The organism is Marinobacter sp., assembly GCF_033722735.1.
Classification (GTDB): Bacteria; Pseudomonadota; Gammaproteobacteria; order Pseudomonadales; family Oleiphilaceae; genus Marinobacter.
Map to the genome: position 1 here is coordinate 159,345 of NZ_JAWVYN010000005.1, position 10,523 is coordinate 169,867.

Annotated in this window: 10 protein-coding genes and 2 tRNA genes; 5 read left to right on the forward strand and 7 right to left on the reverse strand. The window is 59.4% G+C overall.

Annotated features, from left to right (window positions below):
- Positions 1-33 precede the first annotated feature (33 nt).
- The 6 genes from R3175_RS06120 to R3175_RS06145 form a co-directional block, all read right to left on the reverse strand.
- Positions 34-693 (reverse strand): DUF6901 family protein, encoded by a 660-nt coding sequence (locus tag R3175_RS06120; protein ID WP_318942990.1) that lies wholly within the window; start codon positions 691-693, stop codon positions 34-36.
- Positions 690-2,600, reverse strand: a complete 1,911-nt coding sequence (locus tag R3175_RS06125) for an ATP-binding cassette domain-containing protein (RefSeq protein ID WP_318942991.1) — start codon at positions 2,598-2,600, stop codon at positions 690-692. The genes R3175_RS06120 and R3175_RS06125 overlap by 4 nt, the downstream gene beginning before the upstream one ends.
- A gap of 7 nt (positions 2,601-2,607) precedes the next feature.
- Positions 2,608-3,405, reverse strand: a complete 798-nt coding sequence (locus tag R3175_RS06130; protein WP_318942992.1) for an MOSC domain-containing protein — start codon at positions 3,403-3,405, stop codon at positions 2,608-2,610.
- Positions 3,406-3,661: 256 nt separating this feature from the next.
- Positions 3,662-3,737, reverse strand: a tRNA-Gly gene (locus R3175_RS06135).
- 124 nt (positions 3,738-3,861) lie between these two features.
- Complete coding sequence (locus R3175_RS06140; protein WP_318942993.1) at positions 3,862-4,611, reverse strand: TetR/AcrR family transcriptional regulator; 750 nt, start codon at positions 4,609-4,611, stop codon at positions 3,862-3,864.
- A gap of 115 nt (positions 4,612-4,726) precedes the next feature.
- Positions 4,727-5,332: a DUF924 family protein gene (locus tag R3175_RS06145; RefSeq protein WP_318942994.1), complete on the reverse strand. Its 606-nt coding sequence runs from the start codon at positions 5,330-5,332 to the stop codon at positions 4,727-4,729.
- 132 nt (positions 5,333-5,464) lie between these two features.
- On the opposite strand from R3175_RS06145, the gene R3175_RS06150 reads away from it, so the two are divergent.
- The 4 genes from R3175_RS06150 (at position 5,465) to R3175_RS06165 (ending at position 7,553) form a co-directional block, all read left to right on the forward strand.
- Positions 5,465-5,842: a CbiX/SirB N-terminal domain-containing protein gene (locus R3175_RS06150; protein WP_318942995.1), complete on the forward strand. Its 378-nt coding sequence runs from the start codon at positions 5,465-5,467 to the stop codon at positions 5,840-5,842.
- On the forward strand, positions 5,835-6,740 hold the full coding sequence (locus tag R3175_RS06155) for a TIGR01777 family oxidoreductase (protein WP_318942996.1): 906 nt from the start codon (positions 5,835-5,837) through the stop codon (positions 6,738-6,740). The genes R3175_RS06150 and R3175_RS06155 overlap by 8 nt, the downstream gene beginning before the upstream one ends.
- Positions 6,741-6,834: 94 nt before the next feature.
- On the forward strand, positions 6,835-7,392 hold the full coding sequence (locus tag R3175_RS06160; RefSeq protein WP_318942997.1) for a hypothetical protein: 558 nt from the start codon (positions 6,835-6,837) through the stop codon (positions 7,390-7,392).
- Between the two features lie 85 nt (positions 7,393-7,477).
- Positions 7,478-7,553, forward strand: a tRNA-Glu gene (locus tag R3175_RS06165).
- A 25-nt stretch (positions 7,554-7,578) separates the two neighbouring features.
- Here R3175_RS06165 and ccoM read toward each other — a convergent pair.
- Positions 7,579-7,722: a cytochrome c oxidase subunit CcoM gene (ccoM, locus tag R3175_RS06170; RefSeq protein WP_318942998.1), complete on the reverse strand. Its 144-nt coding sequence runs from the start codon at positions 7,720-7,722 to the stop codon at positions 7,579-7,581.
- 270 nt (positions 7,723-7,992) lie between these two features.
- On the opposite strand from ccoM, the gene R3175_RS06175 reads away from it, so the two are divergent.
- On the forward strand, positions 7,993-10,410 hold the full coding sequence (locus R3175_RS06175) for an EAL domain-containing protein (protein WP_318942999.1): 2,418 nt from the start codon (positions 7,993-7,995) through the stop codon (positions 10,408-10,410).
- Positions 10,411-10,523 lie beyond the last annotated feature (113 nt).

The following is a 10,523-nucleotide window of genomic DNA, read 5'->3' on the forward strand; positions in this document are numbered from 1 at the left end:
CCCCAAGGGGGCCCGCCCCGGCCCCATCCTTGCCTATCCGGTGATTCGGGATTCCAGTTTTCGCAACTGGCTCTCGAGGGAGACGCTGACGCTGGAAGCCATGGAGAAAAAGTTCAGCAGCGCCTTGAGGTTGCTGTCGCCCTGGCAGACCGCATGAATCCTCTGCCAGAGCGCCTGATTGACCAACTGCAGTCGCTGGTTGCGCTCAACCAGCCCCTTCAGCTCCCAATCCGGCTCAAGGTCATGGCGTTTGGCAAAATACTGCTGCAGCAGATAGTGGGAGACGCTGCGCATAATGAACTCATCGCTGGAAGCGAAAGGCAGGTGATGCACCGCCATCGACTTGAGCTCAGACAGCACCGGACACCCACTGGTGGCCATCTTCAGGCCCAGCAACGACCGGAGCGCTTCCTCCAGTGTGGTCTGCTTGATGTAGCCACGGCGATCATCCTCAACCGAGACCTCTACCTGCTGGTAGGCGTCTTCCGCCTGAAACGCTTCCACCACCGGCAACATCGCCACGGCAGCCGGACAATGGGGGGACTCGCTGGTCTTCAGCGGGCAATTGGAACACTGGCAGTGCTCCAGTCGCGTCCAGGCCGGCAGGGTACCGGTCGCCTCCACCGGCTGATCCGTCACCTTGAAATCGATTTTACGCCCGTCCTGGAGCTTGAAATGATAACCAACTTTCATGGGTTGCCCTGTTCTTCGAGTTCCATCCAGCGTTCGATGGTGGTTTCCAGGCGAGACTCTGCCTCTGCCAGGCGCTCCAACTGTTCGCTGACTTCCTGTTGCGGCCGGCTGTAAAAGCCTGGATCGGATATCAGCGCCTGCAACGCCTCCACCTCACGCTCCAATGACTCTATCTTGCCGGGTAATTGCTCCAACTCAAGTTTTAACTTGTAACTGAGCTTTGCCGGTTTTGCTTTAGTAACCGTTTGTTCTTTTGCAGGTTTTGTTTCAGCTTCCTTGCCCTGCTTAACGGGCTTGGGCGACTCCAGTTCCGATGGAAAGCGCCCCCCCTGGCGCCGCCAATCACTGTAACCGCCAACGTATTCCCGAACTTCACCGCTGCCATCCAGCACGATGGTGTCCGCCACCACATTGTCCAGGAACTCCCGGTCATGACTGATAATAAGCACGGTTCCATTAAAGCTCACCAGCTGGGACTCCAGCAGCTCCAACGTTTCAACGTCGAGATCGTTGGTGGGCTCGTCGAGCACCAGAATGTTCGCCGGCTTGCTGAACAGCTTTGCCAGCATTAACCGGGCCCGCTCACCGCCTGAAAAAACGCTGACCGGGGAACGAGCCCGCTCGGCGCTGAACAGGAACTCCTGCAGATAGCCCAGCACGTGCTTCTGCTGGCCATTGATCTCGATGTATTCCCGGCCTTCGGCCAGGTTGTCGAGGGCGGTCTGGGAAAGGTCCAGCTCCCCCCGAAGCTGATCGAAATACGCCACTTCCCGGTTGGTCCCCAGGCGGATACGACCTTCCGTCGGCTCCAGGTCGCCGAGCAACAGCCTGACCAGCGTGGTCTTGCCGGTCCCGTTTTCGCCGATCAGGCCGATCTTGTCGCCCCGCAGCACCGTCAGGTCCATGCCCCGGATGACCGACTTGCCAGATGGATAACGGAACCCGGCCTCCTTGGCCTCTACCACCAGACGGCCGGACCTGGCGGCATCCTCCACCGCAAAACTGGCGGTACCGCCGCGCTCACGGCGATGACGGCGCTCTTCCCGCATCGCCTTGAGTGCTCTCACCCGCCCCATGTTTCGGGTGCGGCGAGCCTTGATTCCCTGCCGAATCCAGGCCTCTTCCTGTTTCAGCTTCTTGTCGAACAGAGCATTTTGACGCTCCTCTTCCTCGAGGGCCTTCTCTTTGAGGTCGAGGTACCGGTCATAGCTGGCGGCAAAACTGATCAGTTGGCCCCGGTCCAGCTCAACGATCCGGGTGGCCATGCGGCGGATGAAGGCCCGGTCATGGCTGACGAACAGAATCGCGCCGCGAAACTGGGACAGGGTATCTTCCAGCCAGGCGATGGCAGGCACATCCAGATGGTTGGTCGGTTCGTCCAGCAACAGGATATCCGGATCGGCGACCAGCGCCCTGGCCAACAACACCCGACGCTGCCAACCACCGGAGAGCTCATTGAGCTGCTGATCGGGATCCACCCGATACTGCTTCAGGATGGCACTGACTTTCTGCTCCAGCCGCCAGCCATCGAGGGCCTCCAGGCGCTCCTGGACCCGGGTCAACCGCTCCAGACTGGCTTCGTCCGCCTGCTGGGACAGGGCATGGAACTGCGCGAGCAACTCGCCGGTTTCTGTAAAGGCGCTGGCGATCACCTCGTAGGCCGTTCGGGTGTCGTTGGAAGGCAAGTTCTGGGGCAGCACCGCCAGGCTCGCCCCGCTCTCCAGCTTCACCACCCCGCCATCCGGTGTGACGTCCCCGCTGACGATCCTCAGCAGCGTCGACTTGCCCTCGCCATTTCGGCCCAACAGGCACACCCGCTCGCCGGCCTCCACCGTCAGCGACGCATGGTCCAGAAGCGGGTGAACCCCATAAGCCAGCGATATCTCGTCCAGTGCCAATAGTGGCATGCAGATCTTACTCCTGTTCCAGAATCTCTACCGAATCGCCCAGGCGCACGGTGCCGGACTGACCGTCGTGCAGCGCATTCATCCCAAACATGACGCCGTCAACCGTGCGACGGAATTGCCCAAGGGCTCGCAATGGCTGGGCATCAGGCGCCTTTACCCCGCGATCCGGATCCACTGTCGTCATGACGCAGCGTGAGCATGGCTTCACCAGGGAGAAGGCCCGGCCACCGATGCTCAGGGAACGCCAATTGTCTTCAGCCCAGGGCTCACGCCCAGACACAACGATGTTCGGACGAAAGCGACGCTCATCCACCGCACACTCCAGCCGTGAATTCAAATCCTCCAGCGAAGCCTGGTTCACGATCAAAAACGGAAAGCCATCGGCGAACCCCACCCTCCTGTATTCGGTAACCCAATCGGCATCGACTCTGCGAAACGTGGACTCGGGCATGTATACGAACTCAAAGGATTCTCCAAAAAAAGCGCTGATGGCCTCTGAAGGCCCCGGCTGGGCAATCCGCCCCCCGACCCAGTCCCGCCATACACGTACCGGCTTCTCGCTTTGCCCAGGCGCAAGCTCGAACCGCCCCTGCCCGGGCACTTCAATCCATACCCGGCCCGAAGCCAGCTCTGTACCGATTCTGGCCAGTTGGGGATGGGTACGCTGGGTAACAAACTGACCGTCCTGACCCACGATCATCCAGCGGCGGTCGAACGCCGGCCCGAAGTCATCCAGCGCCATTTCCTGAACCGCAATACCACGCAACGATTTCACCGGGTAGATATACAGCGACTCGACGCGCATTGGGGACCCCCTTTTCGTGCACAGATGATTCTGCCTTGACGGAGCTGCGGGCCAGGCCGTCCACCCCGCTGCGGATGGCACCGGTCCCTACGCACTTTCGCAGCGGGGCCTTGTCCGGCACCATACAGACAAGCCCTGTCATGAGGTGTTCGAGTATAACCGAGATGCCGGGTCCTGAGACGAGGCCAGCCTAACAATTACGGGCAGGAGGCCAAAACGAAAAAACCCAGCCGCTTGGACTGGGTTTTCTGGAATCTGGAGCGGGAAACGAGATTCGAACTCGCGACCCCAACCTTGGCAAGGTTGTGCTCTACCAACTGAGCTATTCCCGCGTTTTTTCGGTTGCCGCTTGCTGACTACGAGCCTCTGTGTTGGGGGCTCCTTGCGACAACGGATGCGGATTATACGGAGCCCTTTTTGCCCTTGCAACACCCAATTTTCAAAAATTTGAATTTTTTATTCGACACCGTGCTCATTCACCGGCAGCTCCAGCACCAGCCCCAGCATTCGCTCAACCGTTTCACTCAGGTACTGGGCCTGGTATTCACCCTCGTACAGCAGGCCGTCATAGCCCAGGCCCAGCACCACACTGACCAACAGCGCCGCATCCCGCCTGGGCGACTGGGAATCCAGGCGCTGCAGCAAATACTCCAGGCCAGACACCCAGGCGGTGCGATGCTGGCGAGCCAGCTGGGCGAGATCGGGATCGCGCAGCGCCTCCATCAAAAACACCTGTTCCGCCAGCACTTCGTCCTTGCGATGGGTGATCTGTTCCCCGAGATAGGCGGTGACAATGGCAGCCAGACGCCGCGCCAGTTGCGGACGCCCCTCTCCTCCTCGCTTGAGGGTTTCCGGTGGCGTGCCATCGAGCACCATGTTGACCATGCCGTAGAACTGGTCCAGGTTTTCCTGGGCCTTCTCCGCGAACAGCGTGAAGGCATCGCTGATCAGCTCGTTAATGTCTTTGAAGTAGTAAGTGGTCGATGCCAGTGGCACCCCCGCTTCTTTGGCCACCGAACGGTGTTTGATACCGCGGATTCCCTCTTTCGCGGCGATCCGCAGGGTTGCTTCAAGAATCTGCACGCGTCGCTGCTCGCTTTTTGCGCGATACGCCTTTCGTCCGCTATATTGAACGGTCTGCTGGCCGGTATCGGCCTCAGTCAGCGTCTCGCTGCCCTGCATGTCCAAGTCGTTTACTGGCACCATTGGAATAATCCCGGTCTTTCTTCTTTATCCTTAACTTTAGGACAGTATGACGGCTTAAGCCCGGAAAAACATTGACAGGGTAGCCAAATCCGCTGGGCGTGTCCGTTTCCCCCGGTTACTGTCCGTAACGTCGCCCACCTCCTTTGAGGTAGTTTTGTTCCTCGGTCGTGCACACACGACGCAAGACCCTGTTGCGATGAGGAAAGCGACCAAACCTGGCAATGGTATCACGATGATCCCTGGCAGACGCCAGGAAGCTGGCCATTAAATCGCCAAGCGGTCCTTCGGTAGAGGCCGCCAGCTGCTCATACAGGCCCACACCACGCTCCTGGTCTTCCAAACGTTCGGAATGTTGCAAGGGCATGATAAAAAACGCCCGATACAGGGGTGGCAAAGCCAGGTCCGCCCCGACAGCCACCCCTTCCAGACACAGCTTCCGGCAGAGTGGATCGTTGGCGAAGGCCAGATCGGTCCCCCGATAGATGTTGCGGGTGAACTGATCCAGCAGGATGATTTCCGCCAGACGCCCACTGGGCTGATCACGCCAGTCGCGAAGGCCGTTCTCCGACGCCACCAGCACCAGCGAGGAAAAGCGTCGGCGGACCTCCCGGTCGAAGGATCGGGAGGACTGGAACCAGCGGTTCCGGTGGTACCCGTCCGAAAGCCCCAGTTCATCGAGCGGACCAAACCAGTAATCCAGGACATCCTGAGCAGCGAACATAACCTCTGAATCCTTACCGTAACCGCGAGAATACGCCGTCTCCCCGATAAAACCCGGCCAACGGCGCCGACAACCCGGGGAGCTGTTAGACTATAGATTAACCGGGAGCATCCACAGGAGCCAGGAGCTGTAATGACCGATCAGACCCGAATCATCCTGCTCGCCCATGGCAGCAGCGACCCGCAATGGTGCCGGACCTTCGAATCGCTCGCCGAGCCCACCCTGGAGGCGGTCCCGCAGTCCGTGGTGGCGTACATGGAGCTGAGCGCCCCCTCGCTGGAACAGGTGGTCAGCGAATCGGTCCATCAGGGCTTTCAGCGCTTTGTGGTGCTCCCGTTGTTCCTGGCGGCCGGTCGACACCTGCGCAAGGACGTCCCGGCCATGATCGCCACACTGGAAGAGCAGTACGACACCACCATTTCCCTGGCCCCGCCCATTGGGGAGAATCCCCATCTGGGCCAGGCCATTCGTTCCGTGGTCGAGGACACGCTGGAGGCTTCCCATGGCTAGAACCGCCCTACTCACCGGAGGGACAGGGTTTATTGGCCAGAAGTTATGTCACACCCTGAGCCACAAAGGCTATCACTTGACGGTCTTCAGCCGTCAGGCACCCGAAGACGTCAAGACGCTCTGCGGACACGTGGAGACCGTCTCCTCACTCGCCGAGCTATCCGGCCAGCCCGGCTTCGACATCGTGATCAACCTGGCCGGCGAGGGTATTGCCGACAAACGCTGGAGCCCCAGCCGCAAGAGGCAGCTGCGCAACAGCCGGATCGCCCTGACCGAGGATCTGGTCGACATCATTGGAACCTGGCCCAATCCCCCCAAGGCAATGGTTTCCGGATCGGCGGTTGGTTTCTATGGCGACCAGGGCGAGCGACCGGTCACCGAACACACTCCGCCCAACGATGAGTTTACCCACCAGTTGTGCCGGGACTGGGAAGCCGCCGCGCAACGGTTGACGGAGGCCGGTGTGCGGGTTTGTATCTCCCGTACCGGCCTGGTGGTGGGTCCGGCTGGCGGTTTCCTGCAACGCATGCTGCCGCCTTTCCGGCTGGGGCTGGGGGGCAAACTGGGTAGTGGCAAGCAGTTTATGCCCTGGGTGCACCGTGACGATGTGGTGAACGCCTTGATCTGGATGGCCGAAACCGAGACTGCGTCCGGCGCCTATAATGTGGTAAGCCCGAATCCCGCGCGAAATGCGGAGTTTACCGCCTGCCTGGCCAGGGTGCTTAAACGCCCCGCGTTCCTGCCGGCACCCTCGTTCGCCCTGCGTGCGGCACTCGGCGAGATGGCCCGCCTGCTGTTAACTGGCCAGAATGCGGTGCCCCAGCGCTTGCTGGATGAAGCCTTCGAGTTCAGTTTCCCGGAATTGGAACCGGCGCTGAGGGATGCGGTACGCGCCTGAACAATACTCTGTGCGCATCCGCGACGCTGCGCACAAACCCTTCGGCCTCTGCGTGGTACCGTGGGGCAAACCCATGCTGCGATGACCTCTCACCATGCGTCGATACCTGCTCCCCATCCTGATTGCGACAAGCTCGCTGCACAGCCCTGCCAGCTTGGCATCGGAAACCCCGCAGAGCTTCGAGTCCTGTTCGATGATCACCAGCGAATACCTGACTGTGCTGCAGTTGATGTCCAGAGGGTTCGATGAAGAAACGCTGATGGCCGATTTGCCCGACATCAGCGGGCCTGCGCAGGCACGATTGCATTCACTGTATGCCATGGCCAGAACCGACGGCCTCGGCGAAACCTATTCCCGTATCAACGCCGAATACGCGCGTTGCGCCAAGGGCGTCTACCAAAGCCGCGGCATGCCTGCCGCGGGCACACGGGAGGCTCATTTCCATGCCTGCGCCGGTGAGAACAAGGTTCGCTATGACATTACCCTGGCCGCGGTCATCGGTGCCGATCCAAGCGAGGTGCGGGGGCAGCTCGCCCCGCAACATCGCCCGGTGGCAAACGCCCTCTTCGACCTTTACCAGGCTCAGGGCCTCACCGCGGTCTTCGATGAGCTTGCGAGCGAACTGAAAGCCTGCCTGAATTGGCAACCTTAAATTTTTTTAAAAACCGTTTGACAGCGCCGACGGGCTTACCTAATATACGCGCCACCTCGACGAGGCAAGTGTTTGAAAACGATGCGTCCCCTTCGTCTAGTGGCCTAGGACTCCGCCCTTTCACGGCGGCAACAGGGGTTCGAACCCCCTAGGGGACGCCATTTTTCAACCACCCAGCCCACGGCTTCATCCATGCCGTTTCGCGTTCTCCTCTGCCTCCTGCTTACGCCGGTTCTTGTCGTAAACCACAAAAGCCCCAACCGCGCCAAAGAAGCCGAACATCAACAGTACGGTTCCAATGCCAGCAATCACCACAGTATCCATATACATGAGTCAGTCCTCCGCTGCGATAACTAACCCCAAGATTACGCAACTTCGTGCCGCCACCCCTTGACCTGCATCAATGCTGATGCCGCCGCGAGTCAAAGGGGCCAATCCGCAAAAATCCTAATTTCCTAGAGAACTTGCAGAGCGCTACTGCTATAGTTTGTAGGAAGTTGGTTCTGGCGAGGCGTTATTCCTTTGCACCCTGACGACCTCCCCCCCAAAAATTCAACGTCTCTCACGCTTCCTAAGTTGAACGCTAGCTCAGTAAACGGCATGCAAAAACTGTCGAGTCGCTTGCAACAGTTCCGAACCGGTTCTCCGCTGTCGTTTCGGTTGCTGGCCTACATTCTCCTATTCAGCTCGTTATTCACGCTTTTAGCCTCCGGCATTCAGATCTACAGTGACTTCCGCAAGGATGTTTCGGTGATCGAGGAGCGCATGAAGGTGGTGGAAACCAGTTATTCCAGCAGCCTCTCCCGCAGCCTCTGGGCGTTGGATCAGAAACTGCTGGAAATACAGATGGAAGGGATTCTGAGCCTGCCGGACATTGTGCAGCTTCGCCTGCGCATTTCCCCCAGTTCCGAGATTGTCATGGGAGAAGTGCCCCGAGGCGCCCCCGTGCGGGAGCACAGCTTCACCCTCGTGCATGAAGGCGACGAAGTGTTCAAACTGGGGGACATGAAGATTACCGCCAGCCTGGAGCAGATCTACGATCAGCTGCAACGCAAGGTACTGGTCATCCTGGCGACCCAGTTTGTAAAAACCTTTTTTATTTCAATACTTATTGTCTGGATCTTCCAGTATTTTGTGACCCGACACCTGTCGGCCATGGCCGGGTATGCACGTAACTTCTCCCTCAGCAACCTGAACCAGCCGCTGGAGCTGGACCGGCCGGACACCGAGCTCAACCGCATCGATGAACTATCCCAGGTCACCGAAGCCATCAACCACATGCGCGAACGGCTGCAACAAGACCTGGAGAAACAGTCCCGGGATGCCGAGCAGATCCGCAAACTCTCCAAGGCCATCCAGCAGAGCCCGTCCTCGGTCATTATCTGCGACCGGCAATGGCGGATTGAATTCGTCAACCAGAAGTTCACCCAGCTCACCGGCTATGACGCCGAGAGCATGATCGGCAAGCATCCCGGTATGTTGACCGATGACCCCTTCCTGCAGCGGGAGAACCGCCAGCTGTGGCAGGCCATTCAATTGCAGGTCCAGCGGGTCGGCGTCTGGCAGGGCGAGTCCAATAGCATCCGCAAGAACGGCGAACGATTCTGGGAGCAGTTGATTGTCACGCCCATCAAGGACTCCGATGGCCAGGTCACCAACTACCTGATCCTGGGGGAAGACATCAGCATCCGGAAACGCTACGAGCAACAACTGCTGCGACAGGCCAACTACGACATCCTCACCGGCCTGCCCAACCGGATGCTGGCGCTGGACCGTCTGAAACTTGCCCTGGCCCAGGCCAAGCGCGAGAACACGTTGGTTGGCGTGATGTTCCTGGACCTGGACAACTTCAAGCACATCAATGACACCATGGGCCACGACGCGGGCGACAACCTGCTGATTGAGGCGGCCCGACGCATCTCCAGCGCACTTCGGGGCACCAGTACCGTGGCCCGCCTGGGCGGAGACGAGTTCCTGGTGGTACTGCCCGGCCTGCAGGACGCCGATTCCACCTCCCAGGTCGCGGAACGAATTCTGCAGACGTTTTCCTCGCCGTTCATCCTGGGGAACCAGGAGGTCTTCGTTACCACCAGCATCGGCATTGCCATCTACCCCACCGATTCCGACAACAGCGGCACCCTGCTACAACATGCCGATGCCGCCATGTACCAGGCCAAGAACAAGGGCAAGAGCGCGTACGAGCGCTTTGCTCCGGAAATGAAGGAAGTCTCCCATGAACGCCTGCAGATCGAATCCCGCATGCGTCGTGCGCTGGAACTGAATGAATTCGAACTCCACTACCAGCCCATTGTGCAAACCCACAGCGGTATGCTCACCGGCGCCGAGGCCCTGCTCCGCTGGCACAACCCCACCATGGGAACGGTTATGCCGGACAAGTTTATTCCCCTGGCCGAGGAAACCGGTCTGATTATCCCCATCGGAGAGTGGGTACTGGAGCAGGCCTGCGCCTGTGCGGTGCAGTGGGAAGAAACCACCGGCATGAAACTGGGTATTGCCGTTAACGTCTCGCCCCGACAGTTCCGCGATCCCGGTTTTGTGGATGCGGTGCTGCGGGCGCTACAAAGCACTGGCCTGGAGCCGCGCCGGCTCGAGCTCGAGATTACCGAACGGTTGCTGCTGGACAACACCATCGAGACCTCGGACATCCTGACCCGCCTGGACCAGGAAGGCGTACGGCTGTCCGTGGACGATTTCGGGACTGGCTATTCGGCACTCAGCTATCTGAAGAGCTACCCCTTTGACACCCTGAAGATCGACAAGGCGTTCATTCGCGATGTCATGAAGGAGCAGGACGACGCTGCCCTGGTCAAAGCGATCATCAACATGGCCCACAGTCTCGGCCTCCAGGTGATTGCCGAAGGCGTGGAAGACGAAACGCAAACCCATTTTCTCAAAGAACAGGGCTGCGACTATTCCCAGGGTTATTTCTACAGCCGCCCTGCCCCACAACTCGAGTTCGAGGATTGGCTTCGCAGCAATCATCGGGCCCAGATGTAATCCCGCTCAAACAGGAAGGTTTCCCCATGGATGACAGCATACTCGTGGTCAACTGCGGCAGCTCGTCGCTGAAACTCGCGATTTTTGACGGCAACCTGGAAAACCGTGCGACC

Excerpts from the sequence above, each read along its gene's own strand:
- R3175_RS06120 (WP_318942990.1), bottom strand. The coding sequence starts at position 693 with ATGAAAGTTGGTTATCATTTCAAGCTCCAGGACGGGCGTAAAATCGAT.
- R3175_RS06125 (WP_318942991.1), bottom strand. The coding sequence starts at position 2,600 with ATGCCACTATTGGCACTGGACGAGATATCGCTGGCTTATGGGGTTCAC.
- R3175_RS06130 (WP_318942992.1), bottom strand. The coding sequence starts at position 3,405 with ATGCGCGTCGAGTCGCTGTATATCTACCCGGTGAAATCGTTGCGTGGT.
- R3175_RS06140 (WP_318942993.1), bottom strand. The coding sequence starts at position 4,611 with ATGGTGCCAGTAAACGACTTGGACATGCAGGGCAGCGAGACGCTGACT.
- R3175_RS06145 (WP_318942994.1), bottom strand. The coding sequence starts at position 5,332 with ATGTTCGCTGCTCAGGATGTCCTGGATTACTGGTTTGGTCCGCTCGAT.
- R3175_RS06150 (WP_318942995.1), top strand. The coding sequence starts at position 5,465 with ATGACCGATCAGACCCGAATCATCCTGCTCGCCCATGGCAGCAGCGAC.
- R3175_RS06155 (WP_318942996.1), top strand. The coding sequence starts at position 5,835 with ATGGCTAGAACCGCCCTACTCACCGGAGGGACAGGGTTTATTGGCCAG.
- R3175_RS06160 (WP_318942997.1), top strand. The coding sequence starts at position 6,835 with ATGCGTCGATACCTGCTCCCCATCCTGATTGCGACAAGCTCGCTGCAC.
- ccoM (WP_318942998.1), bottom strand. The coding sequence starts at position 7,722 with ATGTATATGGATACTGTGGTGATTGCTGGCATTGGAACCGTACTGTTG.
- R3175_RS06175 (WP_318942999.1), top strand. The coding sequence starts at position 7,993 with ATGCAAAAACTGTCGAGTCGCTTGCAACAGTTCCGAACCGGTTCTCCG.